23 protein-coding genes are annotated in these 26678 nt (G+C 40.9%); 19 read left to right on the top strand and 4 right to left on the bottom strand.

The window, feature by feature from the left end; all coding sequences use genetic code 11:
* Nucleotides 1–45: 45 nt before the first annotated feature.
* The 10 genes from NSS77_RS04510 to NSS77_RS04465 all read left to right on the top strand — a co-directional run bounded on the left by NSS77_RS04510 (nucleotide 46) and on the right by NSS77_RS04465 (nucleotide 10882).
* Nucleotides 46–1707, top strand: coding sequence for a pLS20_p028 family conjugation system transmembrane protein (locus NSS77_RS04510; RefSeq protein WP_342470579.1), 1662 nt, complete (start codon nucleotides 46–48; stop codon nucleotides 1705–1707).
* A gap of 61 nt (nucleotides 1708–1768) precedes the next feature.
* Nucleotides 1769–2062: a DUF5592 family protein gene (locus NSS77_RS04505; protein WP_342470578.1), complete on the top strand. Its 294-nt coding sequence runs from the start codon at nucleotides 1769–1771 to the stop codon at nucleotides 2060–2062.
* A gap of 5 nt (nucleotides 2063–2067) precedes the next feature.
* Complete coding sequence (locus tag NSS77_RS04500; RefSeq protein WP_342470577.1) at nucleotides 2068–2703, top strand: hypothetical protein; 636 nt, start codon at nucleotides 2068–2070, stop codon at nucleotides 2701–2703.
* A 15-nt stretch (nucleotides 2704–2718) separates the two neighbouring features.
* Complete coding sequence (locus tag NSS77_RS04495) at nucleotides 2719–4683, top strand: type IV secretion system protein VirB4 (protein ID WP_342470576.1); 1965 nt, start codon at nucleotides 2719–2721, stop codon at nucleotides 4681–4683.
* Nucleotides 4683–5798 carry a lysozyme family protein gene (locus NSS77_RS04490; RefSeq protein ID WP_342470575.1) on the top strand — a complete coding sequence of 372 codons (1116 nt, stop codon included), beginning with the start codon at nucleotides 4683–4685 and terminating at the stop codon, nucleotides 5796–5798. The genes NSS77_RS04495 and NSS77_RS04490 overlap by 1 nt, the downstream gene beginning before the upstream one ends.
* Before the next feature lie 15 nt (nucleotides 5799–5813).
* A complete protein-coding gene (locus NSS77_RS04485) occupies nucleotides 5814–6443 on the top strand; it encodes a hypothetical protein (RefSeq protein WP_342470574.1) in 630 nt (209 codons plus the stop codon).
* 5 nt (nucleotides 6444–6448) lie between these two features.
* Nucleotides 6449–7303, top strand: coding sequence for a hypothetical protein (locus NSS77_RS04480; RefSeq protein ID WP_342470573.1), 855 nt, complete (start codon nucleotides 6449–6451; stop codon nucleotides 7301–7303).
* 539 nt (nucleotides 7304–7842) lie between these two features.
* Entirely contained in the window at nucleotides 7843–8535 is a 693-nt protein-coding gene (locus NSS77_RS04475; RefSeq protein ID WP_342470572.1) for a response regulator transcription factor, read from the top strand.
* On the top strand, nucleotides 8513–8668 hold the full coding sequence (locus tag NSS77_RS04470) for a hypothetical protein (protein WP_342470571.1): 156 nt from the start codon (nucleotides 8513–8515) through the stop codon (nucleotides 8666–8668). The genes NSS77_RS04475 and NSS77_RS04470 overlap by 23 nt, the downstream gene beginning before the upstream one ends.
* 15 nt (nucleotides 8669–8683) lie before the next feature.
* Nucleotides 8684–10882, top strand: a complete 2199-nt coding sequence (locus NSS77_RS04465) for a histidine kinase dimerization/phospho-acceptor domain-containing protein (protein WP_342470570.1) — start codon at nucleotides 8684–8686, stop codon at nucleotides 10880–10882.
* A 116-nt stretch (nucleotides 10883–10998) separates the two neighbouring features.
* On the opposite strand, the gene NSS77_RS04460 is transcribed toward NSS77_RS04465, so the two are convergent.
* Entirely contained in the window at nucleotides 10999–11508 is a 510-nt protein-coding gene (locus NSS77_RS04460; protein ID WP_342470569.1) for a hypothetical protein, read from the bottom strand.
* Nucleotides 11509–11732: 224 nt separating this feature from the next.
* On the opposite strand from NSS77_RS04460, the gene NSS77_RS04455 reads away from it, so the two are divergent.
* Complete coding sequence (locus NSS77_RS04455; RefSeq protein ID WP_342470568.1) at nucleotides 11733–12560, top strand: undecaprenyl-diphosphate phosphatase; 828 nt, start codon at nucleotides 11733–11735, stop codon at nucleotides 12558–12560.
* A 47-nt stretch (nucleotides 12561–12607) separates the two neighbouring features.
* Here NSS77_RS04455 and NSS77_RS04450 read toward each other — a convergent pair whose 3' ends face one another.
* On the bottom strand, nucleotides 12608–13408 hold the full coding sequence (locus NSS77_RS04450) for a TIGR00266 family protein (protein ID WP_342470567.1): 801 nt from the start codon (nucleotides 13406–13408) through the stop codon (nucleotides 12608–12610).
* A 167-nt stretch (nucleotides 13409–13575) separates the two neighbouring features.
* Between NSS77_RS04450 and NSS77_RS04445 the strand changes: the two genes are divergently transcribed.
* From NSS77_RS04445 to NSS77_RS04425, 5 genes are all read left to right on the top strand, one after another.
* On the top strand, nucleotides 13576–15051 hold the full coding sequence (locus NSS77_RS04445; protein ID WP_342470566.1) for an aldehyde dehydrogenase family protein: 1476 nt from the start codon (nucleotides 13576–13578) through the stop codon (nucleotides 15049–15051).
* Nucleotides 15052–15075: 24 nt separating this feature from the next.
* Complete coding sequence (locus NSS77_RS04440) at nucleotides 15076–16245, top strand: saccharopine dehydrogenase C-terminal domain-containing protein (RefSeq protein ID WP_342470565.1); 1170 nt, start codon at nucleotides 15076–15078, stop codon at nucleotides 16243–16245.
* A 141-nt stretch (nucleotides 16246–16386) separates the two neighbouring features.
* Nucleotides 16387–18519 (top strand): beta-propeller domain-containing protein, encoded by a 2133-nt coding sequence (locus NSS77_RS04435; RefSeq protein WP_342470564.1) that lies wholly within the window; start codon nucleotides 16387–16389, stop codon nucleotides 18517–18519.
* A complete protein-coding gene (locus tag NSS77_RS04430) occupies nucleotides 18516–18893 on the top strand; it encodes a hypothetical protein (RefSeq protein WP_342470563.1) in 378 nt (125 codons plus the stop codon). The genes NSS77_RS04435 and NSS77_RS04430 overlap by 4 nt, the downstream gene beginning before the upstream one ends.
* A gap of 161 nt (nucleotides 18894–19054) precedes the next feature.
* Nucleotides 19055–20701 carry an IS1182 family transposase gene (locus NSS77_RS04425; protein ID WP_342468967.1) on the top strand — a complete coding sequence of 549 codons (1647 nt, stop codon included), beginning with the start codon at nucleotides 19055–19057 and terminating at the stop codon, nucleotides 20699–20701.
* A gap of 36 nt (nucleotides 20702–20737) precedes the next feature.
* On the opposite strand, the gene NSS77_RS04420 is transcribed toward NSS77_RS04425, so the two are convergent.
* Nucleotides 20738–22138 (bottom strand): polysaccharide deacetylase family protein, encoded by a 1401-nt coding sequence (locus tag NSS77_RS04420; protein WP_342470562.1) that lies wholly within the window; start codon nucleotides 22136–22138, stop codon nucleotides 20738–20740.
* 109 nt (nucleotides 22139–22247) lie between these two features.
* On the opposite strand from NSS77_RS04420, the gene NSS77_RS04415 reads away from it, so the two are divergent.
* Together NSS77_RS04415 and NSS77_RS04410 are read left to right on the top strand one after the other, a co-directional pair.
* Nucleotides 22248–22997, top strand: a complete 750-nt coding sequence (locus tag NSS77_RS04415) for a threonine/serine exporter family protein (protein ID WP_342470561.1) — start codon at nucleotides 22248–22250, stop codon at nucleotides 22995–22997.
* A gap of 12 nt (nucleotides 22998–23009) precedes the next feature.
* Nucleotides 23010–23489, top strand: a complete 480-nt coding sequence (locus NSS77_RS04410) for a threonine/serine exporter family protein (RefSeq protein ID WP_342470560.1) — start codon at nucleotides 23010–23012, stop codon at nucleotides 23487–23489.
* Between the two features lie 51 nt (nucleotides 23490–23540).
* Here NSS77_RS04410 and NSS77_RS04405 read toward each other — a convergent pair whose 3' ends face one another.
* Nucleotides 23541–25553 carry an EAL domain-containing protein gene (locus NSS77_RS04405; protein WP_342470559.1) on the bottom strand — a complete coding sequence of 671 codons (2013 nt, stop codon included), beginning with the start codon at nucleotides 25551–25553 and terminating at the stop codon, nucleotides 23541–23543.
* A gap of 181 nt (nucleotides 25554–25734) precedes the next feature.
* Here NSS77_RS04405 and NSS77_RS04400 point away from each other — a divergent pair, with 181 nt between their 5' ends.
* The gene (locus tag NSS77_RS04400; protein ID WP_342471194.1) at nucleotides 25735–26658 is read left to right on the top strand and encodes a DMT family transporter; all 924 of its coding nucleotides are present in this window, start codon (nucleotides 25735–25737) and stop codon (nucleotides 26656–26658) included.
* The last annotated feature ends 20 nt before the right edge of the window (nucleotides 26659–26678 follow it).

The raw sequence follows: 26678 nt of genomic DNA, 5'->3' as shown, positions 1-26678 counted from the left end.
GTTGATGCAAAATTGAACGGTAATAAAAGGCGGTGAGAAAATCACGTGAGTAATCAAGAAACCATTGATATTTTGGAAAAATTCGAGGATTTCCTTTCGATAGGAAATGTTTTTATGGATGGAATGCGTACGATTGGTTGGGTGGTCATCAAAGGTTTATCCATCTTAGTGGACGGGATGGAAAATGTCATTGACACCATATTATTGACGAAGCAATTTTTCCAAAACCCGGAAGTGGTCTCGTTTATAGATTCCATCAGACCGTTGTTATGGGTTTTATTGGCCCTTAGTTTAATTATTACCGGGTATATGTTGATTTTCCAAAGAAAATTGGATGCTGAAACAATCGGGATCAATTTAATCGTATCCATTTCCGTTTTAGTATTGATGTTCAGCGGGATGGAAAGGGTGAATCAGTTTACGGATGAAGCGATCCGCGCCATCAATAACGGATCATTATACAGTGTTGATAATGGAACCATATCGGAAAACATCATTTCCAGGAATATAACAGACTTAGTGGAGTTTGATAAAAATAACTGGGAGAACCCGGAGAAAATCCAAAGCTTGCCATTGAGTATCGTACGCAATATTAAAATTACAGAAAAACTCAAACATGAAGAATTGAATCTCCAGCATCCCGAAGTCGCCCAGCATTATTTGACATGGAAAAACGGCTCTGTCGAATTGGCCGAACTTGAACAAGACGGGGAAAACGGATGGAATGAAGAATACTACTATAGATTCTCGGTTGATTGGCTGACCATCGTCATTACTCTTGGCGCATTGGGATTCACATTGTTCGCCATTGCTTATAAGCTGGCAAGGCTGTCATTTGAATTGGTGTTTAATCAGTTGCTCGCAACGATTATCGCCCCTGTTGATATCCATGACGGACAAAAAACAAAAAAGATTTTGCAAAATATATTGGGCATTTTTATCGTGGTCATCTTAATCTTCCTGTCGATGAAACTTTATATGATCGGGACTGTCTGGTTGGAAAATAATTTGGATGGATGGGCGTATTTAATCGCTTTAATCGGTTTCAGTGTGGCGGTGATCGACTGCCCGAATATAGTGGAAAGGCTGTTTGGCATCGATGCCGGCCTCAGAAATGGTTGGGGATTGGCGGTCGGAGCGTATGCTACCGAAAAATTTGGAAACGGGTTGGCCAAAGCGATCAAAGGCAAATTATCAACGGAGCATACTCTTGAAGATATAAACCATGGCCAATCCAAAAATCAAAGAATTGAAACTGAACATGTAATCGGAAATCAATCGCCTTTAAGTAAATTGCAGCCCAAATCCCCATTTGAAAGTAATGTTAATCAATCGCTGGCAGGGCATTTGGCGGGCTCCGGTATGAAAGCTGTCAGCCAAACAGGAACAGAAGCCCAAGATATCAACCTTGCAATCGGGAAAAACCGCCAAGGCCATCTAAATGCGGCTAGTTCTCCTTACAGCGAAGATTTATCAGTGAACAATAAAGGGCAACAAACTTCAACTCAAAATGACCAAAATCATCAAACCAAAAAACATTCAATCGATTTCTCCAATGGATTCGCAGATGAAAATGAATCATTGGCATATGAAACGAATCGCCATTCCCAAGAAAACGGAAACGATCAACGAAAATATATTATTAAAAGTCAAAGTGCGGAAGAACGATTAAAACGAATCAAAAAACGTGAAAAAGTGAAGTCATAAACTGAAAGAAAGGTAGTGTTGCCATTTAAATACTACTTTTCTTTTTTAACGGGGTGTGATTATGCGCATTTATCGGATTCCTAGGGAAATTTCCAGTGAATTGAAAATTACGAAATTCATTTATTTGTTCGATTTACTTTTTATTGTCGGATTAATTTTATTCAGAGCAATCACCATCGAATATGTACACAGTGATTTAAAAGTCTGGTACACGGTTTTCTTGGTGCTGTTTGGCATATTTATGATTATTCGACCGAAAAGCAATCCGAACAAACGGATGTTTCATGCGATATATTATGCGATTGTGCGAAAAAAAAATACTTATTGTGCAATCGATCATTCTGAAAGTGAGTGACATGAATGGTATTTTTAGATGAAAAAAAGACGAAGCAGAAAAGTTCGCAAAACGGTTTTGCGATTCTTGATGAGAACAACGTCATTTCCGAAAAACAGGAGAAACAGAAAAAAACGGCCGTTAAATCTTCTTTCGCAGAAATCTGTCCAATTATTGATATCACCAACAATGATTTTTTCGAAATGAGGAGCGGCGAATATCTGGAAATTGTTCAAATCGAATCGAAGGACATTTACTCGCTTAATGAAACAGATTTGCAGAATGATATTAATACCTTGGCCATATTTTACGCCACCTATATTGACGATCTGAAAATCGTCCCGTTGGATGTGCCTTTGAGTTTGGAACGGCAAAAAGCCTATATTGCCCAACGAATGAGAAACAATAAAAATCCGGCCTACGAAACTTTTTTAAAAGCGAGAATGAAAGAATTGGAAAACCTTGAAAAATACCGTACGAACCGGGAGTACTTCTTATTTCTTTATTCTGACGATGAAAAGAAGTTATTGGAAAAGGTACAGCGGGTGAAAAGTTTGTTAAGCCGAAGCAATCCGGTGATTGGGATTCCTTTGGAGAAAAAGACCAATATTCTATTCCAATTGTTTAACCCTAACACAAAACCGTTGAACGAAAATGAATAAGGGGGCAGGAAGGGCATGGATCTGATTGAAAAATTGCAACGTATCATCCGAAAGAAATCCGACGAAGAAGTAAAAGTTGAAAAAGGCTACAACCCCAATCTGGTTGCGGCGATACAGCCACAAGGCGGGATTAAATTTGAACCGAATTATATACGTTTGGGAGACGGGTACATAACGTGTTTGCATGTCTATAAATATCAAAGCATCGTACAAGATTATTGGTTGGAACCCATTTTAAACATGCCCAATGTCATTGCCACAATTGATATAGCCAATGCCAATAAACATGAAGTGGTTGAAAAAATCAATCGTGCGATGGCCGAGCAGAACGCCCGTTTTTACAACGCCAAAGAAAATATTGAGCGCATTGATGCACGAAATCTGTATCAGGAATTGGATCAGCTTTACAATGACATAGCGCTCGGGGAAATTGTCAAATGTATTCATCTCCGTTTATACGTGAAAGGCAAAACTTTGGAAGAATTGGAGATTAATACACGCAGAGTAATGGAAGAATTGGAAGCGATGAATTTCCGTTCCGCTGTTTTTCTAAATGAACAGGAATGGGAATGGGAAAGTATGTTTACGAGCTATCATACACAATTGAAATATGTCAATAAACGAAAAGGAAAAGAAATTTCCGCTACCACATTGGCTGGAGGATATCCTTTCCACTACACCGCTTTGCACGATCCGAATGGCACTTATCTAGGCACAACCTACACTGGAGGAACCGTGCTGTTCGATCTTTTCCATAAAGACAAACAAAGGAAGCATTATAATGCTTTAATGGTCGGCGTGATGGGAAGCGGGAAATCGACATTGTTGAAAAAAATGGTTCTTGAACAGGCGATACGCGGAAACAAAGTTCGCATCCTCGATATAACCGGTGAATTCAGCGAGTTGGTGGAAGCCCTTGGTGGAAAACAGATTGCATTGGACGGTTCGGAAGGGATCATTAACCCTCTGCATGTATATAAAACAGCGGTCAATGATGATGGCAGCACGAATGAAGAACTGTCTTTCATGCAGCATCTATCCAAGTTGAAAGTTTTTTATAATTATCTGAAGCCGACAGCGACCGACGATGAAAAGTCGATGTTTTCTTCTCTATTATTAAAGTTATATATTCGAAAGGGTTTGTGGTCGGAAAAGAAAGTATTGCCGATTACAACCTTCAAAGCACATGAATATCCAACTTTCAGCGAGTTCCTTCAGTTAATCCGGGATGAACTTTACGAGGACTTTCCAAACAGAATCATCAAACAAAATTTGTCGGAAAGCAATGTGGCCATATTAAGCAGTATCGAGTTGACGATAAAAAATCTGATTGAAATTTATAGTCAAATTTTCGATGGACATTCATCCATCCGGTCCTTTGATGATGAACTGATTGTGTCGTTTCCTTTGCGTTCATTGTTATCATTGCAAGGGGAGATTTTCCAGGCGCAATTGTTCAATATCATGAACACCCTATGGGATGGAATGATTGTCAACGGATCCAACCAATTCAGAAAGTTCAATCACGGGGAATTGACGGTGGAAGATGCTGTCAAATACCTCATTATTATGGACGAAGCGCATAACATCATCAACACAAGGGATATTTCAAAGCCGGCCGTCCAATATATTGAACGGTTTATGCGTGAAGCCAGAAAATACTTCGGAGGCATATTCTTTGTAAGCCATTCGATTAATGACTTCGTGCCGAACTATGATGGGAAAATTACCAATGACAACGCTGAAAATATTAAAAAATTGTTCCAACTCACCCAATACAAATTTATCGCGCAACAGGATGCCATTACTTTGCCGATCATCAAATCCATTTTTGAAGGTCAGATAACCGATTCTGAATTGCAGCTCATTCCTAGGTTCGAAACGGGCCACTTAATCCTTTCCATTTCCGGGGTTAAAAATATAACGTTTAAAGTCGAAATTCCGCCTAATGAATTAACTTTATTCGGTGGTGGCGCATAATGGTAAAAGTCATAAATGCCACTGCCGCTGTCGGAAAAAAATCTGTAAAAAACCGAATCAAAGAAAAATATAGAGTTCTTACGGTCAGAAAGAAAATCATCCTTTGGAGCATTGCGATCATTGCTTTGCTCTTTTTTATTATCATGATCGGCATCATCGGGGCCATACAAGGTGTTTTAAAGACAGGGGAAAATGTGGAAATGTCGGCTTTTGGTACGGCTCAAGTATCGCCGGAAGTTGAACGGTATCGGGAACAAATCGCTTCCGAATTATCCAAATTTGAGCTTGAACAATATACAGATTTATTGCTTGCTTTAATGATGCAGGAGAGTGGAGGAAGAGGCAATGATCCGATGCAGGCAAGTGAATCAAAATGCGGGCGAATCGGATGTATCAAGAACCCGGACGAAAGTATTGTGTATGGTGTAAAACACTTCGTCAATGTTTTGCAAAAGGCGAATTACGATGTAAAATTGACGCTTCAAAGCTATAACTTCGGAAGCGGATTTATTGACTATGTGATGGCCAATGGAGGAGCGTACACAAAGGAATTGGCGATTGAGTATTCGCAAAAAATGTATCAAAAGTTCAAAAACACCGGGTTGTATAAATGCCATAGACCTGCCGCCATTCAATATCAAGCTTGCTATGGGGACATTGAATATGTGGATGCCGTATTGAGATACTTGCCTTCTGCGATGATGGGCAATTCAGCCACACTTTCAAACGGTTTCTCCTCTCCATTGAAACGGTCGTTGGAAATCACTTCACCTTATGGATGGCGCACTTTGGACGGGGTAAGAGAGTTTCATTTGGGAGTGGATTTGAGTTGCAATGAATCGAATACAGTCCATGCCGTTCAGGATGGTGTAGTGGTTTATGCAGGCGTAAGGGGCACGTACGGAAACCTGGTTCAAATCCAGCATGGCAATTTCATCAGCGCTTACGCCCATTTAAGTAAAATCAATGTAAAAAACGGCCAAAGTGTTTCAAGCGGGCAATCAATCGGTGCTTGCGGAAAAACCGGACGTGCTACGGGTACTCACTTGCATTTTGAACTCAAGACGGAAATGTGGGGTGGCCAATTTGACCCAACACCATTTTTATTCAAATAAGGGGAGAATCGCGGTATGCAAGCCAAATATCTCAGCATAATGGTGACGCTTGGTATTGTCCTTGTCCTTTCTCTTTCGGGAAACATCTACTCTTTTAAGAAATTGGCAAACAACGAATCGGAAATACATGAAAGATACGCGAAATTGCTGGAAGAAAAAGAAAAGGAAATCTCGGATTTGCAGCAGGAAGTCCTTGCTTTGGAGAATCAACCGGATATACAAAATGGGGAAAATACAAAGAAAAGTGATAATGGGGGATATTCATCCGGTAACCAGTCGACTGAAAACTTAAAGAATACAGCGCGGAGATTTATAGAATACGCCTATAACGTGAATTCGGAAAACTATGTGACCGCCAAACAAAACGCTTCACATTATATGACCGATGAACTGATCGAAACCCTTTTTCCCAGCGACGGCTTGGACGAATCCCAATTCAAATCCACCACGAAAGTGAGCAACATTCAGGTGTATTTAAACAGCGAAGATAATAAAAAAGTGATTGTCAGTTATGATTTGAAAATCGATTATAAGAATGGTTATGTGGAGAAAAGAAATGACTTTGTTTTACTTCACATGGTTGAAACTGGCGGAATTTATAAAGTGAAAGGGATAGAGCCCATCAATAATATAGGAGGTGTTTGACCGGAATGAAGAAGAAAAAGAGGAAAAATTTGACTACCCAATGGTCCAATTTATATATCGTCATCACCCTTTTCTTTATTGTAGGATTTGCATTTTTTTTAACAAGCAAAGTGTTCATTGCGGATGAATTGGACATTTTGAATACGGAAATCGGGAAAGAACATAATCTCAATTCGAACGGCAAATTCATCATCAAAGATTGGGTTTATGATGAAAAAAACCATAAAATGCAAGTCACTTTAATTACATCGAATATGAGAAGTTACTTATCCGAATTGAACTTCAGGGCTGTGGCGAGAGTAAACTTGGACAAGGAATTGCCGACGGAAGTGGTTTATTCCAGCAATGATATTTACATCATTGACATTCATGAAGTGCCGAAAAACTTCCAACAAGTAGCGTTGCGTCTGGTGAAAAAAGATATTTTATTGGGCGAAGAATTCGAACAGGAATCAACGGAAAATCATAATGAAGAAAAATTGATAACCAGCATTTATGCGGATGAAAGGGTGGTCAAAAGAGGTTCCATCACGGAAAGAAATGTTAAGGATTATGCCATCCAGGTAACGGATGAAATGATTGAAGAAAGTAAAAAAGAAATTGAAGAATTGAACAATAAAATCAAAAATGAGAAGAGTGTAATCAATCGCATCAATGAGGAAATTGCCACATTAAAAAATGAAATTATTTATCAGACATTGGAAGAGCAGGAGCAGACAAACAACAGCATTTATAATATGGAAAAGGAAATCCAAAAATCCAACAATACAATTGAAAATTTAGAGCTGGACATTAAATCGTTGGAAGCCAAAATAGAAAGGTTGGAACAACGGAAACGTGATTTGAAATATTTTAATTGATGCGGTTTTTCTTAAGCATCAGGAAAGACCTGTTTTATGGAAATGGAAGAATGAGCGGCCGGAAAGAAAAAGTCCGGCTGCGCTTTTTTTTTTACAAACTTGGATAAGTAAAAGTCCGGCTTCATTATTGGCCTCAAGCAAGCATCCTCTTTTGCAACCCCTCTTACGTTCCATGCTTATTCCCCATAAGCCTTCTTAAATGTCTTTCCGCATGCCAAGGGATCGTTTTTGCAATCAGCAGAGCGGACATGCAGGAAGATGGGCAAAGCCGCCGTCAGATCCCCCTTTTTTGATGTGTGATAAAGTTATCTTCATCGAACAAAAATGAAGAAGTGTTTAAACTTCTCCAACTTTTTTAATAGAGCTGCTATCAACCAAAATATACCAGTAAACGGCCTGTTTTCGTGTTAAAATTATATTTACATCTATACATAAAAATGAAGTGGGAATCTTAAGGATTTCTTAAGATTTTCCACCCCAATTTTGTAAGAAACATATTTTATGATTAAACTGTAAGAAAAAGAGATGAGGTGGTACGGATGGATTTGACTGTGCTTGTCACAGACGATGATCAGGACATTCGTGACGGCATCGAAATTTATTTAAAAAACGAAGGCTATAACGTGTTGAAGGCAAAAGACGGAAAAGAGGCGCTCGAGATTCTTTCCAAAAATGAAGTGCATCTGATTATTTTGGATATCATGATGCCGAATTTGGATGGCATACAAGCAACGTTTAAAATCCGGGAAGAGCGCAACATTCCGATTATTATGTTAAGTGCAAAAGCCGAAGAAACGGACAAAATTCACGGACTCTCGATTGGTGCGGATGACTACATTACAAAGCCGTTTCATCCACTGGAGCTGATTGCCCGTGTGAAATCCCAGCTTAGACGATACACCCAGCTTGGTACATACAACGGTGCGCCCCATTCGAAAATCGAAGTCAACGGTCTGTCCATCGATCGGGAAGCGAAAGAAGTGCGGCTCAATGGGGAGATTGTGAAGCTCACCCCGATCGAATACAAAATCACCGAGCTGCTCCTTACAAATGCGGGCCGCGTCTTTTCAATACAGGAAATCTATGAACGGGTATGGAATGAAGAGGCGTACAATGCGGAAAATATCGTTCCGGTGCACATTCGGAAAATCCGTGAAAAAATCGAAGCAGATCCGAAAAATCCAAGATATTTAAAGGTTGTGTGGGGAATTGGATACAAAATTGAAAAATAAGTTGGAAAACGGTTTGATGGGTATCAGCTTTATCGCTTCAATAATAGGAATCATCTTAATCATTCGTTTTACAATTCTCTTTTTGGCAAGAGAATGGGCTACCATTATCACCTTTATGGCAAAGGTGTTTTGAGAAGGAGAGAACCGCATGAAAAATAAATGGAAAACCCTCCTCTCTCTTTTTCTTATGACATGGGTTATATTTTCATTTTTTTTGCTTATTAATTTTGGTACGCAATATATCGGGAAATCTTATTTCGATTCAGGCAATTTTAATGCGAATCTGGGACGATTTAAAGATGGAATAGGCCGCTACGTCTTGGAACCTTTTGATTTGGAAGAGGCAAAAAAGCAGATAACGGTGACACAAGAAGAAATTGAATATCACCGGAATTATTATGGGTCATTGACCGATCAAGTGGCAAACATCAAAGCGCAGTACCAGGAGCGAATTGAACAGGCTGCCGATGACCCGGAATTGCAAAAGATGCTGACGGAAGAGCGGGATCGGAAAATCGACGATATTAAGAAAAACTTTAGCGATGATGAATATGTAGAAGAAAAAGTCCGCAAGCAAAAAGAAGAGATTATCGATAAGTATGCCGCATCGCAAAAAGAAGAAGAAAAAGTCTTTTTGGATGAATTTAACTATTTTGCATATGAGTTGCGGAATGTGGAGACGGGAGAAACCTTCCAGTCTGGAGATGTGAATGCGGATGCCGTTTTTACAGAAAGTTTTGGAAGAAAAAATGGCTATTTAGTCGTAAACAGTTCCAGAACCATTCAACCGGATTATTATGATGACACATTAATGAATCATGAAATTCCGGTGACTGGAAAAGTGTTCCGTTTTGAAGGGAAAATCACCATTCCGAAATCGATGATGAACAACGCCTACTTTAAAGAGGATTATCAAGCATTCATGCTGTCCAAAATGAGCCTTTACGGCATTTGGGCTACCGCCTTGTTAGCGATCGCAGCGCTGTTGACTTTCGCAAAACCTTCATTGGACAATTTATTAAGTCATAAGCGGGGAAAAGGATTATTTTTACAATTGCCGGTGGATGTCAGAATCGCAGTAGTCCTCATTTCCGCAAGTTTGGCTTATAAATTCATTTTGGATATGGGGAATTTGATTGTATATAACACCTATTATTTCCAAAACGAGTATTGGATACGATATATCTTTGATTTGGCTTATCATTTTGCATTCCTTTTCATTTTTGCGGCAGTGAGCATTTTGGGGGCTGTATGGATTTGGGAATCGTTGGACAATGAAGAAAAGGTAATAAGTGAATGGAAAAACGCCTTTCTGTACCGTTTGTCTGACGGTATCCAAGATTTATTTTTATCCCGTTCCATCGGGGTACAGGCGTTATTCATCTTATGCGTCGCTTTTTTTGCAGGGTTCGGCTTTGCGGTGGTGTTCATGGATCTCCAAGCAATCGTTGTTTATGTTCCATTGTTTCTTTTTATCGCACTGCCGGCCGTCATCGTTTTTTTAAGAAATGCAGGGTATTTAAACCGCATCATGAAGCAAACGGAAGAGATGGCGGAAGGGCGTTTGACGGCGGAGGTAGAGGTGAAAGGGAAGTCGCCGCTTGCCAAACACGCGCAAAATTTGAACGAATTGCAGGAAGGGGTTCGCAAATCTTTGACGGAGCAGGCGAAAAGCGAGCGTTTGAAAACGGAATTGATTACGAATGTCAGCCACGATTTGCGGACGCCTTTGACTTCCATTATTACGTATACGGATTTATTGAAAAATCCGGAGATAACGGAAGAAGAAAGGAACAGATATATCGAAATATTGGATAATAAATCCCAACGATTGAAAACGCTGATTGAGGATCTCTTTGAAGTATCGAAAATGTCCAGCGGGAATGTGGAGCTGAAGAAGGAACGAATCAATCTGACGCAACTGTTGCAACAGGCGGTTGGCGAACATAAAGAAGATTTTGAAAAAGCGAACTTGGAATTGCGTGTCGTGTTGCCGGATGAACCGATTTACGCCGATGTGGACGGTCAAAAATGGTGGCGGGTGATTGATAATTTGATTGTCAATGCATTGAAATATTCACTGAGCGGCACGAGAGTTTATGTAACGTTGAAAAAGGTTGGCTCCACGGCTGAATTTTCGGTGAAAAATATAGCCAATTATGAATTGGGAGATAATGTGGAGGAATTGAAGGAACGGTTCAAGCGGGCGGATGAGTCGAGACATACGGAAGGCTCCGGTCTTGGACTTGCCATCGCCCAATCGATTGTGGAGTTGCATCACGGGAAATTGGAGATTGGCGTGGATGGAGATTTATTTAAAGTCGTTGTGACAGTGAGCGCAGTGTGAGTTTAAGAGTTTGATGATGAAAGGGAGCAAATGGGGAAATTCTCCGTTTGCTCTTTCTTTTAATTTGTGTGGATATTTGTATTAATTGGTGCGGAAAGTACGTGATTTGGTGAGGATTAGCATCTAATTGGTGTGGATAACACCCGATTTGGTGCGGATGCAGCATTAATTGGTGTGGATAACACCCGATTTGGTGCGGACACAGCATTAATTGGTGTGGATAACACCCGATTTGGTGCGGATGCAGCATTAATTGGTGTGGATAACACCCGATTTGGTGCGGATGCAGCATTAATTGGTGTGGATAACACCCGATTTGGTGCGGATACAGCATTAATTGGTGTGGATAACACCTTATTTGGTGCGGATACAGCATTAATTGGTGTGGATAACACCCGATTTGGTGCGGATGCAGCCTCTATTGGTGTGGATAACGCCCGATTTGGTGCGGATGCAGCATTAATTGGTGTGGATAACGCCCGATTTGGTGCGGATGCAGCATTAATTGGTGTGGATAACGCCCGATTTGGTGCGGGTGCAGCCTCCATTGGTGTGGATAATACTTGATTTGGTGCGGATGCAGCCTCAATCAGTTCAGTCAACTTCCTTCCATTTTGAACGGTCATCCTCATTTAGTGGAACTTCGCTTATTCAATTTTCGAACGGAAATTTCAGGAAAATCCTATTCTTTTTTGATGGCATATTTTACTTTAACCGAAAATAGTGTATAAAGAGTGATAGATATGTTGCAACCAAATGAATAATAGAACGTTTTTATGGTGATAGACATTTTGGGAAGTATCGTGTATTGTAGATTGAGTGATAAAGAGTGTAAGGGGAATAATGGTTTATGGAATTCATTGAATTGTTGAAAGCGATCATCCTCGGTTTTGTGGAAGGGATGACGGAATTCGCTCCGGTTTCGTCCACCGGCCATATGATCATCGTGGATGACTTGTGGTTAAAGACAACGGAATTTTTGGGGCAGGGTTCTGCCAATACGTTTAAAATAGTCATCCAGCTGGGCTCCATTTTGGCGGTTGTGGTCGTTATGTGGAAACGCATGTTGAGCCTTGTCGGGTTATACAAAATTGATGGACAAGAATATTCAAAACGCTTTAATTTATTGCACGTCATTGTCGGAATTATTCCAGCCGGCGTTTTCGGCGTATTGTTCGAAGATTTTATCGATGAACATTTATTCACAACAGAAACGGTTGTGGTCGGGTTGGTTATCGGCGCCCTTTGGATGATGATGGCCGATAAAATGGGTCCAAAACGCCCAACGGTCACTTCATTAGACAAGCTGTCTTACAGCAAAGCTTTTAAAATCGGCCTGGTACAATGCCTTTCTTTATGGCCGGGATTTTCCCGTTCCGGTGCGACGATTGCCGGAGGGGTAATCATGGGACTTGACCATAAAACCGCTTCCGATTTTACCTTTATTATGGCCGTTCCGATCATGGCAGGAGCAAGCGGATTGTCTTTAGTGAAAAACTGGGATCAAATCAACCCGGACCATTTTTGGTTTTATGTTGTCGGCTTTATAAGCGCCTTCATTTTTGCATTAATTGCGATTAAATTCTTCTTAAAATTGATTTCACGCATCAAATTGGTGCCGTTTGCCATATACCGTCTAGTGCTGGCGGCGGTATTGATTGCAATCTTGTTCATATAATAAAAAAATCCTTTCTCGAAACGGGAAAGGATTTTTTTATGGCCACCTTAATCGTTGAATAGATTAAACAACCCGGCGATGCCACGTTCACCGACATCTTTTCCTCCTCCGCCTTGGGACACAGGAGCAGCTGCGAATACGCGGCTTGCAAGTCTGGAGAATGGCAATGATTGAATCCATACAGTTCCGGGACCTCTCAATGTTGCGAAGAAGATACCTTCTCCACCAAACAGAGCGGTTTTAATTCCGCCAACCGCTTCAATGCTGTAATCCACTTCCGAAGTCATTGCGACAAAGCATCCAGTATCCACTCGGAGCACTTCACCCGGTTGAAGTTCCAATTGATGAATCGCACCGCCTGCATGAATGAATGCCATACCGTCGCCTTCAAGTTTTTGCATAATGAATCCTTCTCCACCGAAGAAGCCGGCGGAAATTTTCCGTTGAAATTCAACGCCAATGGAAACGCCTTTTGCAGCGGCTAAGAAGGCATCCTTTTGGCAAATCACTTTCCCGTTTAATTGGCTTAAATCCATCGGAATAATTTTTCCAGGGTAAGGAGCGGCAAAGTAAACGCGTTTTTTGCCCATGCCCACATTCGTGAATGTCGTCATGAATAAACTTTCACCAGTAATCAGCCGTTTTCCGGCACCCTTTAATTTTCCCAAAAGTCCTCCACCACTGCTTTGGGAAGAGCCATCGCCAAAAATCGTTTCCATTTTGATGCCATCATCCATCATCATTAAGTTGCCCGCTTCCGCAATCACCGTTTCATTTGGATCCAACTCGACCTCTACGTACTGCATATCATCGCCAAATACTTTGTAATCAATTTCATGATTATTCATGCCGTTTCCTCCTTTTGCATTTACTTAATATATACATTACTTGCATACGTATTCCCTTTGGAAAAAGTTTCAATTACATTTAGTCTTATATGAATTGGTGAGAAAAAAAGGGATTTAGCGAGAAAATGTTGAATTAATATTGCAATAATAAAAATAAGGAGGGTGTTATGAATTTAAAAAACTATATCAATGGTCGGTGGGTGGAAAGGAATTTAGAAGCGGCTGCAGTGATTAATCCGGCAACGGGGGAGGAATTGGCAAAAGTCCCTCTTTCAACGGGAAATGAAGTGGATGAAGCGGTCCGCTCAGCCAAACAGGCGCAAAAGAAGTGGGCTCTCGTCCCGGCTCCGAAGCGTGCGGAATATTTATATGAAATTGGTTATAAATTGAAAGAAAAGAAAGAAATGCTGGCTGAGATTCTTACAAAGGAAATGGGCAAAGTGATTGAGGAAGCCCGCGGAGAAGTGCAAGAGGGCATTGATATGGCCTTTTATATGGCAGGGGAAGGCAGACGGTTATTTGGCGAGACGACTCCCTCCGAATTGCCGAATAAGTTTGCCATGAGTGTAAGAAGCCCCGTAGGCGTAGTCGGTCTTATCACGCCATGGAATTTCCCCATTGCAATCGCCACTTGGAAAGCCTTCCCGGCGATTGTTGCCGGTAATGCAGTGGTTTGGAAACCATCCGTTGAAACCCCTCTGATGGCATATGAATTAGGAAAAATAATGGAAGAAGTCGGGTTGCCGGACGGTGTGTTTAATATCGTGTTTGGCTCAGGATCTACGGTTGGTACGGCGCTCATTGAACATCCGGATGTAAAAGTGATTTCTTTCACAGGTTCAAATGAAACGGGACGCAAAGTGGCCGAGTTGGGCGGCCGGCATTTGAAAAAGGTCTCGCTTGAGATGGGCGGCAAGAACGCCGTCATTGTCATGGATGATGCGGATTTAAATTTGGCGGTGGAAGGGATTCTTTGGAGCGCCTTTGGGACGACGGGGCAAAGATGCACCGCCTGCAGCCGGGTCATTGTTCATAAAGATGTGAAAAAGGAATTGGAAGAGAAGCTCGTTGCTGCAGCCCGTCAATTAACGATTGGCAACGGTCTGGATCCAAAGGTGAAAGTGGGGCCTGTAATTAACAAAGCCGCATTGGAGAAAATCGAGTATTACGTGCAGGTTGGAAAAAAGGAAGGGGCAAAACTGCTGACGGGCGGAGAAATCTTGATAAAGCCTCCTTTCGATAAAGGTTATTATTTTGAACCGACCATTTTCACCGATGTAAAGCCGGACATGACCATTGCCCAAGAGGAGATCTTTGGACCGGTGCTCAGCATCATTGAAGTGAGCAGCTTGGAAGAAGCGATTGAAGTGAATAATAGTGTGAAGTTTGGTTTATCCAGCTCCATTTACTCACAAGATGTAAATAAGATATTCCAAGCCAAACGAGATTTGGATACAGGGATTGTATACATTAATGCGGGAACAATCGGTGCTGAAATCCACCTGCCATTTGGAGGCACAAAAGGAACGGGGAATGGTCACCGTGATTCCGGTCAAGCGGCTTTGGATGTATTTACAGAATGGAAAAGTATTTATGTGGATTACAGCGGTAAGCTTCAACGGGCACAAATTGATACAGATTGAATGAAAAGAAAGGGGATGCGAGGAATGAAGGTAGTAGTGTTAGGTGCAGGACTGATGGGGAAAGAAGTGGCGAGGGATTTAAATACAAGCGATCGAGTGGAAAAAGTATTTTTGGCAGATTTAGATATAGCGGCAGTGGAAGAATTCATTAAAGAAGCGGATTTGCAAAAAACGGAAGCAGTGCAATTGAATGCGGAAAATGAGGAACAATTGCGCGAGGTCATTGCCAAAGGAGACGTGTGTGTGAATGCGCTCTTCTATGCATTCAATGAGCGGGTGGCAAAAGCGGCCATTGATGTAGGCGTTCATGCGGTGGATTTAGGCGGACACATCGGTGATATTACGGAAAATGTGCTGAAGTTGGATGAACAGGCAAGAGAAAAAAATGTAACGATCATTCCGGATCTGGGGTTAGCACCAGGAATGATCAATATTTTGGTTGGCTATGGCGCTTCGAAATTGGATAAGGTGGAGTCCATCCGGCTTTATGTTGGCGGAATTCCGGTAAAACCGGAACCTCCTTTGAATTATACACGCGTGTTTTCTCTTGAAGGGGTGATCGATCATTATACGCAGCCGGCCAAAATCATCCAAGATGGCCAACTGGTGGAAGTGGAGTCGCTTACAGGGTTGGAACCGATTTATTTTGACCAATTCGGCACTTTAGAAGCGTTTTATACATCCGGGGGAACATCCACTTTGTATAAAACATTCCCGAATGTAAAAACCCTTGAATATAAAACGGTCCGCTACAAAGGGCACGCTGAAAAGTTCCAACTGATGAGGGAACTGGGATTTTTCGACAGAGATAATGTTGTCGAAGTGGATGGCGTTCAGGTGAAAGTCCGGGATGTCGTTCGGGAAGCGTTAAAGAAAAAATTATATTTAGGGAAGAAACAGGATGCGGTTGTACTTCGGGCAATCATCGTCGGTGAAAAATCCGGGGAACAAGTCACTTATGAATATGAAACAATTTTAAAACGGGATGAAGATTCCGATGTAACGGCGATGGCCAAAGCGACTGCCGGAACGATCGCGTCAGCGGCGATCATGATCGCAGATGGCACGATTTCAAAACGGGGCGTGTTCCCGCCGGAAACGATTGTTCCAGGAAAAGAATATATCGAAAAAATGAATAAGCGCGGTGTTGTCATCAAAGAAACATCCCATCGTTCTTCCATTGTGAAATGGTAAATGAAATAATGTTGGGTCAACGAAAACGTGAAGCGATGCGGCTTCACGTTTTTTTAATTGCAGAAACAAAATTTACAAAGAATGTAACAAAAAAGAAGTTCAGTAGTCTAATCAAGTAAAGGGAGAAAGGAGTGAAAACGTATGAAGAAGAGAATTTGGATATCAGCAGGCGTATTGATTCTGCTCATTATCGCTGTAACAGTGGGATTCTTGCTGCGAGAGAGAAAAGTGGAAGTGACCGCAGCCTCCGTCATTTTTTCCGGTCATCCTTATCATGTGTATCTCACCCAAAGTGTGGATCTGCAGGCGATTCGGGAAGGTAAAGTGTATGTGACCGACGAAAAGGGAAACAAGTTGGATGCAGCCATTTCATTGAATGACAATCAACGGACAATCACCATAGAAGATTTGAGCATGGGAAAATATATTCTTCATATTGATAAAAAGGCCTTTAAAAGAGCCGCTTCAAAAACGACGTTCGAATTTCAGGTGATTGAAAAATTGGAATCGGTGCAATCCGTTGAAGAATTAGAAAAGTATTTCGAAGCGGCACTCGCCATTCGTAAACAAAACGACCAGAAATTCGAAATGGAAGATGGTGTTGTGGAAGAATCCGCCGCCGATACATCCGGTTCAGACCATTCAACGACGAATAATCAAGTGGAAGGAATTGATGAAGGGGATATTGTCATCACAGACGGCAAATATATTTACACAGCCGTCAATCAGAAAATTAACATTGTGGATGCGCAAGACCCGAAAAATTTGCGGCATGTGGCGACAATTCAATTAAAAAACAGTTACCCCCAATTATTGTTAAAGGAAGGAAATTATTTAATCGCCTTGCTTGATGAGATGGTGCTTAATTCAAAGGACAATAAGGAAAATTACATCTGGCAATCTTTCACCAAAGCGGCGATTTATGATGTGAGTGATGCTTCCAATCCGAAATTGGCAAAGGAATTTGGCCAGGAAGGATATATGAATGGCGTACGAAAATATAACGGGGTGCTTTACATGGTATCCGGCTATTCGCCAAATTATTGGTTTATGGAAGAGAGGGAAGTCGAGCTGAGGCCCTATATTTCTGACGGAGGCGAAACAACTCCGCTGGAAATAGAAAACATTTCGATTATTCCGGGATCATTGGAGCCATCCTATACCATTATTTCCGCGATTGACTTGAACAATCTGACATCCAAAGAAGTCATCACAAAGGGATATTTGGGCAGCAGTTCTGCATTATATATGTCCCCCAATGCCCTTTATTTGACGGCTTTTGATTATGGGGAGGGGGCCCCTATGCCAATCGATCTCAATATAACCGTTTCAGATGGAGATACCCCGGTCAGTTCAGGACAAACTGCAGATCAAAAAACAAATATTTATAAATTTATCATCAGCGGAACAAATATTGAGTTTGCAGCGTCTGAATCGGTGAAAGGGCATGTACTTAATCAATTCTCCATGGATGAACATAATGGATATTTCCGTATTGCGACAACGGAAGGAGTTGCCTGGGGTTCGCAACCAACTTCAAAAAATCATTTGTTTATTTTGAACGGGAACTTGGAGAAAGTGGGGGAAGTCACGGATTTGGCAAAAGGTGAACGCATTTATTCCGTCCGGTTTATGGGGGATAAGGCGTATATCGTGACTTTCAAAGAGACAGACCCTCTTTTTGTCATAGATACTTCTGACCCGGGAAATCCGACCGTTTTGGGCGAATTAAAAATTCCGGGCTTCAGCAATTATCTGCATCCTCTTGGAGACCATCATTTGATTGGAATCGGTTATGATACGGAACAGCGTATGGATTCCTGGTCGAAGGAACCGGTGACGGTGACGACCGGCATGAAAATTTCTTTATTTGATGTGTCCGATTTTGCCAATCCAAAGGAACAGGATACGGCAGTGATCGGCGGACGAGGAACGTATTCGGAAGCGCAATATAATCATAAGGCATTCTTTAGAAATGAAGAATTGAATTACTACGGCTTCCCGGTGATTTTGTACGAGGATGGAAAAAAAGACGAGATCCAGTATAAAGGATTGGGTGCGGTGATTTATGAAATCACACCAGAGCGCGGTATTCAATTGAAAGGGGATATCATCACACCGGCCAAAACAGGCGAATTATATGAAGATTGGAATACAAGCATTTTGCGGTTAGCGTATATCGGCGATGTGTTATATACGGTTTCTCCGAATGAAGTGAAAAGCTATGATATCAACACTTTCAATCAGATTGGGCAAGTGGGTATCCATAATTGAGGATGAAATCTGCTCTTGTTGTTGCAAGGGCAGATTTTTTGTTATATATGGGGATTTATGCACCGTATGTGCTATCCGAGCAAGTGAAGTTGGTATTTGAGCAAGCGAAGGGTTCATCCGAGCAAGCAGGGGAGGTATCCGAGCAAGCAGGGGAGGTATCCGAGCAAGCAGGGGAGGTATCCGAGCAAGAGGAGGGAGTATCCGGGCAAGCGGAGGGGGCATCCGAGCAAGCGGAGGGTTCATCCGAGCAAGCAGGAGAGTTATCCGAGCAAGAGAAGAAGTTATCCAAGCAAGCGCGGGGGGCATCCGCGCAAGAAGCGAAGATATCTCACAAGCGCGGAAGATATCCGCAATATAATTTATCCATAAAATAAAAAAGAGGTTGGGACAAAACCCCCTCTAAAATGGAAACAGCCCATGAAATTTTGGAATAAAATTTCATGGGCTGTTCTTCATTTTTTCAATAAAAATAAGGACATCTTCTGTTAAAATTTAAGTATCCAACCCCAAAAATTTTAACGAAAGAAGTGTCCTTATGTTTAAATATTATAACATGAATCAATTAGTTTTGCCTTTAGATTTAGAAATAAAATTACAAGAAAATGATATTGCCTTCCACATCCACCATTTAGTTGAAAGTATTCCAGATGAAGCCTTCCAGCCGTTTCTTCGAAATACAGGTTGTCCTGCTTATCATCCACGCATGATGCTAAAAATTATTTTGTGTGCCTATTCGCAGTCTGTCTTTTCAGGTCGAAAAATTGAAGCGCTATTAAAGGACAGTATACGAATGATGTGGTTGGCACAAGGATATGAACCAAGTTATCGGACGATCAATCGTTTTCGTGTGCATCCGGAAGTAAAAGAATTAATTCGTCAATGTTTTGTCCAATTCCGTTGCCAACTGGTGGAAGAAAAGTTAATCGATCAAGAAGCCATTTTTATCGATGGTACGAAGATTGAAGCGAATGCCAATAAATTTACTTTCGTATGGAAGAAATCCATTGAAAAATACAACCAAAGCTTAATTGAAAAATCCAATCAGCTCTACAACGAACTGTTAGAGAAGGAAATCATCCCTGAAATGGAGCGGGAAAATGAGGGAGAACTGTCCGTTGAAGAACTCGCTCAAATGGTGCAACAAGTCGATGAAGTGATTACGGAATATGACCAAAAGATAGAAGCATCGCCCGATGCCACAGAACGAAAAGCATTAAGAAGCGAACGGAAATATCCGAAGCGAGTGTACAAACAGTTGATTGACTTGATTTTACGTAAACAAAAGTATCAAAAAGACTTCGAAATCTTGGGTGAACGGAATAGTTATTCCAAAACAGACTTAGATGCGACGTTCATGCGAATGAAAGACGACTATATGAAAAACGGTCAATTGAAGGCTGGATACAACGTACAAATCGCAACAGAAGGTCAATACGCACTAGCTTATAGCATCTTTCCAAATCCTACTGATACACGTACATTAATTCCGTTCTTGAATAAGATAGAAAAGGATTATTTTCCGTTGCCAAAGTATATTGTCGCAGATGCTGGTTATGGTAGTGAACAAAACTATGAAGACATCCTTTCGAATCGAAAATGTGAGGCACTCATTCCATATACCATGTATGAGAAAGAACAAAAGAAGAAATATAAACAAAATCCATTTCATCCAGACAATTGGATGTACGACGAAGAAAGTGATACCTACATTTGTCCAAATCAGCAGCGAGTAACCTTCCGTTATCGTTCTGTACGTACAGATAAGACTGGTTTCAAACGAGAATTGAAAATCTATGAATGTGAAAACTGTTCAGGATGTCCATTTCGTTCATCATGCACAAAAGCAAAGGAAGGCAATCACCGAAAGGTCATGGTGAATGAAAAATGGGAACAACAAAAAGAATATGTAAGAGCGAAGCTTTCAGAAGAAAAAGCTGGTTCTATTTTCCGTCAACGTAAAATAGACGTAGAACCAGTTTTTGGATTCTTGAAGGCTAATTTGCGTTTCACTCGATTTTCCGTTCGAGGAAAATCGAAAGTGGAAAATGAAATGGGCATTGCCTTAATGGCCGTGAATTTACGGAAATACACGGCCAACAAAGATCAACTGACCAAAAATAATGGAGAGAAATGGAAAAAGGAGAATTTGAGTTGGCTCAAATTCTCCTTTTTCCTATTTTGAAGCTAGTTTTGTCCCAGCCTCTTAATCCATCCATTCTCAATTTTTTTCTGCCAAGATTTCGCTAACAGTTACACATTCGTAACCTTCCTGCTGCAAATAGGCCAATACGCTTTCGAGTCCATCGGCTGTTGATTGATGGATGTCATGCATTAAGATGATTGCGCCATCGTATAAATTTGCTTGAACGACAGGCAATATTTTATTTGGATCGCGGTATTTCCAATCATAAGTATCAATCGTCCATAAAACCACCGGCAGATTAATTAGACTTTCAACGGTTTGATTCGTCGCACCATAAGGAGGTCTGAATACAGTCGGATATTCCCCGGTTATATCATGAATTATTTGGCTTGTGTAATCTACTTGCCAAGCCACCTGGGAGTTATTCTGTTTTGTCAATACAGGATGATTGTATGTATGATTGCCGATTTCATGGCCGCGATTTAATACTTCATGCACAATGTCCCTATTTTTTTCAACTTGTTTTCCAAGCATGAAGAATGTGGCCTTTGCATTGTATCGATCCAAAGTATCCAGAATTTGCATTGTCACTTGTGGATGAGGGCCATCATCAAAAGTAAGAGCGACTTTCTTTTTAGGAGTGACAATGGTTACTGCGCTCGTTTCATTGCTTTGGAAATCGGATGACAAAATCGGGTTCAAGAAAGAGATCGGAATGCTGATGGCTGCTGAACCGGCACTTTCTTGGGCAAATTCTCCCTGGTTAAAATAAAATACAATCGAATCGTTTGTCACTGCAAAAAGATTGAAATGATTCCAACTTGGTGATGTCAATTCTTCGAGCTTTTCATCAATCACATTTGCACCATAATCATTTTCCAGTTCGGAACGTAGATAGTTTGCAAGCAAATCCAGATTTCCGATATCATTATTGAACAATGCCTGGGCATCAACGATTTCTCCTGTTGCTTTATGGAAGGTGAAAGTTTTAAAAGTTTCATGATAGGAAACTTGATCATATGACAATTGTTTCTTTAGTACGATTGAATAATATTTGTCATTCACATCATTTATTTCCGTCGTGATAGTCAAATCGCCGATCGTTTTGTTTTCGCTGTTTTCATTTTTTTCATTTAACGTTCGAATGTAAACGCGTTTTGCATCTTCTATGTATTGATTAATTTGTTCATTCACCAAATCGAAAGGAGTTTTCGGATACTCTAACGAATATGGTATTAAATCATCCGTGGATGATTCTGAGAAGATTTGAATGTCAGGAAACGGCGATTCTTTTTCTTCGGTTAGAGAGGAAACATCTAACGGATCTTCTGTTGTGGCCGATACGGTCGGCTGTTGAAATTTAAACTGGCCAGTAATGGAAACGGTAATAATGATGACTGTGGTTAATGCAATGATGGAACCAATCAATAGAAAGTCAATCCATGCACCACGTTTGGACTTGCGGCAGCGTTTCATCTTCGGTAGCTCTCCTCTCAGTAAACATCCTAAAATATGAAATAAGAAAAACTTGAGATTTGCCCTTCTGTTCGATATGATGGCAAGGAAAGAAAGGGAGAATTTGACAATGACATATGAAAAGAACGATGATTTGGCGCTAGATTGCTTGTTGTTGGCGGGACAAATAATGATGGAAAGCGGTGCTGAGACTTATCGGGTTGAGGATACAATGCTCAGAATGGCTCGCTCCCAAAACTTGGACGCCCAAAGTTATGTAACGCCAACGGGAATCATTCTTTCTCTCGGTGAACAACAGAAAACCAAAATTATATCTATATCAAATCGGATTACCGATTTGCATAAAATTGCGAAAGTGAATAACATTTCTAGAAAGCTTACACTTAAAATAATAACATTAGAAGAAGCCTATGACCAGTTAAGAATGGTACAAAAAACGAACTATTTTCTACCAATTTGGTTGCAGATTTTAATGTCCGCAGTGTCTAGTGCCTGCTTCCTAATTTTGTTCAGAGGTGTTTGGTCCGATATGCCTGCCGCGTTTTTGGCAGGGGGTGCCGGGTACCTTGCTTTATTGGCCATTCAACATGTATCAAAAGTGAAATTTTTCTCTGAGTTCTTTGCTTCCTTTATCGTAGCGCTTGTTGCCTTTTTTGCTGTCAGATTTGGGTTTGGATATGAGCTCGACAAAATAATCATTAGCGGAGTGATGCCGCTCGTTCCGGGAATTTTAATTACCAATGCCGTCCGGGATTTGATGGCCGGCCATTTGACGGCGGGAATTGCCAAAGGTACGGAAGCATTTTTGACCGCTTTTGCCATCGGATCGGGCGTGGCGGTTGTTGTGGTATTTCATTAAGGGGTAATGGTTATGGAATATTTGATTCAGCTATTTTTCAGTTTTCTTGCAACTGCAAGCCTTTGCGTCATTTTCAATGCACCGATTAAAGCCATTCCCTATTGCGGATGGGTCGGGGCCGTTGGATGGCTGATTTATTATATTGCTTTGGAGTCGCAATTGACGGAAGTTATTGCATCCTTTTTGGGAGCGTTTGTCGTTGCCGTTTGCGCCCAAATGTATGCGAGAAGGTTAAAAACGCCGATGATTGTGTTCATTGTTTCAGGAATCATTCCTTTGGTGCCTGGTGGACTTGCTTACAATACAATGCGTTACTTTGTGGAACAAAATTATACGCTAGGGCTTGAGACGGGCATTCGGGCGTTTTTAATTTCAGGGGCGATTGCAATGGGAATCGTATTTTCAGAAGTAATCTTTCAGTTATCCATAAAATTTATGAAGAAAAGTCTGACGTCGATGCAATCGTTTATACGAAATAAGAGGCAGCAATAACCGGACGAAAAAGGCTACTCAAAAGTGGAAAGATGAGTAGCCTTTTTTCTGTTATGAGGACAAAAGTTGCGGAATTTTATCTGCTGTGACAGGTTTGCTGATCAAGTAGCCCTGAATGGCATCACAATCATATTGCTCCAATAATTGTTTTTGTTCTTCCGTTTCTACACCTTCTGCAAGGACTGTCAGATTCATTGATTTTCCGAAATGGACGATGCCGTTAATTAGGCGCTGCGTTTTATCGGATTTTGTGAGGGACTGAATATACGTTTGGTCAATTTTTAAAATTTGGATCGGCAATAATTGCATGTAGCGGAAGGATGCATAGCCTGTTCCAAAGTCGTCCAATACAAAGGTGATGCCTTCTTCCTCCAATTTGCGCATTTGCTGGATGATGGATGTTTCCGCTTCCGCTTCCAATGCAAATTTTTCGGTAATCTCCAATTGGACAAGATTGGCAGGGCAACCGGTTTTCATCAATGTATCTAATATGAATTTCGCCATGTTTTTATCCCTGAATTCACGCACGGATAAGTTAATTCCCACTTTTAATTCAATGCCTTGCTGCTGCCACTGGGCTGCTTGTTTACATGCTTCTTCAATCATAAAGGAACCGATGTTGTTGATCAGTCCGGATTCTTCAGCAACAGGGATCAACTCGTCAGGGCTCACTACACCGATTTCTTCATCTTCCCATCTGACGAAAGCTTCCACCGCATAAATTTTTCCGGTTTTTAAATCTACTTGCGGTTGATACAATACTTTTAAATTATGCTGGTCAAGAGCAAGCAGCAAACGCTTTTCGATGATGGATTTTCGGCTCAATTTTTTATGGGCGGATTCGGAAAGGGATAAAATGTTATCTCCACCCGCTTTGCGAACATCCGCAATGGTTGCAAGGGAAGCGTTCATTAATTGGGTAAAGTTCGATTGATCTTGCGGGGAACGGGTGATTCCGCCGCTGATTGTAATCGGCATTGCACGATGGCCTATATAAATCGGATGTTGTTTCAAATAAGTCAAAAATCCCTGAATGAACCATTCGCCAAGAGGAGTGATGACAATAAAATCGCTCTCGTTCACACGGGCAAGGACGCTGTCTTGGAAATAAATTTTCAAGCGTTTTGTGAATTCCAAAATGAAGTTGCTTTCAACTTCAACATTATGAAGTTCTTTTAGCGTATAAAATTTGTCGATGCTTAAGTAAACAAAATAAAAATTTTGCTGTTCCGCAATCATTTTTTTTACGACGTTTTCTAAGCGGTGAACATTCATTAGGCCGGTTTCCGCATCAACATAGGCGATTTTTTCCAGTTTTTGTTGCAATTCTTTTTCATTTGTAATATCCTGCTCAATTAATATGTAGCTGTATTTTTGTTCTTTTTGAGAATACGTAGGGATGGCCGTCAAATGTACCCAATAAGTTTCGCCGGTTTTTTTCGTTTTTTGGACATCGCCTTGCCAAATTTTTCCCTTTGAGATGGTATTCCAAATGGTGTCGGCCATTTGTTGGCTTTCTTCATCTTCGGGGAACAATTGCCAAAAGTTTTTCTTCAGCACGCGTTTTGGAGTCCATTTGCTTGTTTTTAAAAACAATGGATTGCAACTGATAATGAATCCTTCGTGATCCAAATTCACTACCATAAAAGATGAAAGAATTCCGTTCTTTAAATCGTTCAGTTCCTGTTCCGAATCGCCCAAGAAGGCAAATTGCTCTTCCGGGAAACAATAGAACGCGATGGAATGCTCACCGTTTATCAAACATGGAATAATAATGATGTCCGCTTTGCTCAGCGTTTCATTTTTGTGGAGCAATTGTATATTATTGATTCGTATAAATTCTTGAGCATCCAAAATGCGTTGCCACATATTTTCAGATAAAGTAGATAATAATTGGTCCTTTAGGGTATTAATGTTCTTAAAATCTTCCTTTTTATAGCCTAAATATTGTTCACAGATTGGATTCCAAATGGTAATTTGTCCATTTTTATTTAATGCAAAAGACGGGAAAGGAGCATCCAGCAGCAATTTTTCTTCACAGCTTTGCATTATTTTAAGATTCATTATTCCTTCTCCTTGCGTATCGTTATTTTATACCATGTTCATTATAAATAATTTGAAGGAAATCGTCACTATAGTAAGTCAATCATTTTTTTAAAAAATTCAATAATATTACTTTAGAACTAAATTAATAGAAGTATTTTACAGCCTCATCCTTGAATTTGAAGAAAAGGAAGTTACTATGATGAAACATATAAAGGGAATCATGTTGATTGTCACCGGTGCAATGATGTGGGGGACAACAGGGCCGTTGACGGAGTGGATATTGAAAAGTTCGGGAATGACGGTGAATTTCCTGCTGACAGTAAGGCTGCTTGTAGCGGGGATTGGCATTTTAGGGTTCTTACAGATGACAAAAAAGCCGGTTTTTGAAGTATGGAAGACGAAATATTGGGGACGCCAATTAGTCGTTTATAGCATTGCCGGAATGCTCGGGCTGCAATATTCCTTCACAACGACCATTCAAGAAAGCAATGCGGTTTTTGCAACGCTGCTCCAGTTTTTGGGACCGCTTTTCATTGTGGCGTATACATCAATCAAAGTCCGGATGTGGCCGCCAAGATACCAGGTATTAGGGATTATCGGCACGCTTTTGGGATTGTTTCTGCTATTGACCAATGCAAAGTTTGATCAGTTATTGGTAAGCAAGGAAGCGATTTTTTGGGGGCTGATATTAGGGATCACTTTTGCCATCTATACGCTGTATCCCGTTCGTCTGATGGGCGAGTGGGGGGTTTTGCTTGTCGTTGGATGGGGAATGTTGATTGGCGGAATCGTGTTGGGAACCGGAACATTGATTTGGCGGAGTGAAGAATGGATATTGCTTTCCAATTTAAAAATTTTCCTTATTATGGCTTGTATCATTTTCTTCAGCACCATTGCATTCGTGTTGTTTTTGAGCAGCATGAAATATATCAGTCCGGTGTTGACAAGCATTTTATCCACCATGGAACCATTGACGACAATGGTGATTTCCGTTGCCGTATTTTCAACTTCTTTCGGGTTTTGGCAAGTGATTGGGATTTTCCTTATGCTGATATGCGTCACTTGGATTTCCGTCGCCAGTGAGAAGGATGAAAAATACAGCGATGGTGAACATATAAATTAAAGAAGTTTTTTAGTTGTTCA

This window comes from Ureibacillus sp. FSL K6-3587 (genome assembly GCF_038593165.1).
Taxonomy (GTDB): domain Bacteria; phylum Bacillota; class Bacilli; order Bacillales_A; family Planococcaceae; genus Ureibacillus; species Ureibacillus suwonensis.
Note: the sequence above shows the minus strand (reverse complement) of the source record. Positions and strands in the feature narration are given on the sequence as shown.

What these genes read in the sequence shown, in the direction of transcription:
- NSS77_RS04505 (WP_342470578.1), top strand. Translation starts at nt 1,769, where the DNA reads ATGCGCATTTATCGGATTCCTAGGGAAATTTCCAGTGAATTGAAAATT.
- NSS77_RS04500 (WP_342470577.1), top strand. Translation starts at nt 2,068, where the DNA reads ATGGTATTTTTAGATGAAAAAAAGACGAAGCAGAAAAGTTCGCAAAAC.
- NSS77_RS04495 (WP_342470576.1), top strand. Translation starts at nt 2,719, where the DNA reads ATGGATCTGATTGAAAAATTGCAACGTATCATCCGAAAGAAATCCGAC.
- NSS77_RS04490 (WP_342470575.1), top strand. Translation starts at nt 4,683, where the DNA reads ATGGTAAAAGTCATAAATGCCACTGCCGCTGTCGGAAAAAAATCTGTA.
- NSS77_RS04485 (WP_342470574.1), top strand. Translation starts at nt 5,814, where the DNA reads ATGCAAGCCAAATATCTCAGCATAATGGTGACGCTTGGTATTGTCCTT.
- NSS77_RS04480 (WP_342470573.1), top strand. Translation starts at nt 6,449, where the DNA reads ATGAAGAAGAAAAAGAGGAAAAATTTGACTACCCAATGGTCCAATTTA.
- NSS77_RS04475 (WP_342470572.1), top strand. Translation starts at nt 7,843, where the DNA reads ATGGATTTGACTGTGCTTGTCACAGACGATGATCAGGACATTCGTGAC.
- NSS77_RS04465 (WP_342470570.1), top strand. Translation starts at nt 8,684, where the DNA reads ATGAAAAATAAATGGAAAACCCTCCTCTCTCTTTTTCTTATGACATGG.
- NSS77_RS04460 (WP_342470569.1), bottom strand. Translation starts at nt 11,508, where the DNA reads ATGACCGTTCAAAATGGAAGGAAGTTGACTGAACTGATTGAGGCTGCA.
- NSS77_RS04455 (WP_342470568.1), top strand. Translation starts at nt 11,733, where the DNA reads ATGGAATTCATTGAATTGTTGAAAGCGATCATCCTCGGTTTTGTGGAA.
- NSS77_RS04450 (WP_342470567.1), bottom strand. Translation starts at nt 13,408, where the DNA reads ATGAATAATCATGAAATTGATTACAAAGTATTTGGCGATGATATGCAG.
- NSS77_RS04445 (WP_342470566.1), top strand. Translation starts at nt 13,576, where the DNA reads ATGAATTTAAAAAACTATATCAATGGTCGGTGGGTGGAAAGGAATTTA.
- NSS77_RS04440 (WP_342470565.1), top strand. Translation starts at nt 15,076, where the DNA reads ATGAAGGTAGTAGTGTTAGGTGCAGGACTGATGGGGAAAGAAGTGGCG.
- NSS77_RS04435 (WP_342470564.1), top strand. Translation starts at nt 16,387, where the DNA reads ATGAAGAAGAGAATTTGGATATCAGCAGGCGTATTGATTCTGCTCATT.
- NSS77_RS04425 (WP_342468967.1), top strand. Translation starts at nt 19,055, where the DNA reads ATGTTTAAATATTATAACATGAATCAATTAGTTTTGCCTTTAGATTTA.
- NSS77_RS04420 (WP_342470562.1), bottom strand. Translation starts at nt 22,138, where the DNA reads ATGAAACGCTGCCGCAAGTCCAAACGTGGTGCATGGATTGACTTTCTA.
- NSS77_RS04415 (WP_342470561.1), top strand. Translation starts at nt 22,248, where the DNA reads ATGACATATGAAAAGAACGATGATTTGGCGCTAGATTGCTTGTTGTTG.
- NSS77_RS04410 (WP_342470560.1), top strand. Translation starts at nt 23,010, where the DNA reads ATGGAATATTTGATTCAGCTATTTTTCAGTTTTCTTGCAACTGCAAGC.
- NSS77_RS04405 (WP_342470559.1), bottom strand. Translation starts at nt 25,553, where the DNA reads ATGAATCTTAAAATAATGCAAAGCTGTGAAGAAAAATTGCTGCTGGAT.
- NSS77_RS04400 (WP_342471194.1), top strand. Translation starts at nt 25,735, where the DNA reads ATGAAACATATAAAGGGAATCATGTTGATTGTCACCGGTGCAATGATG.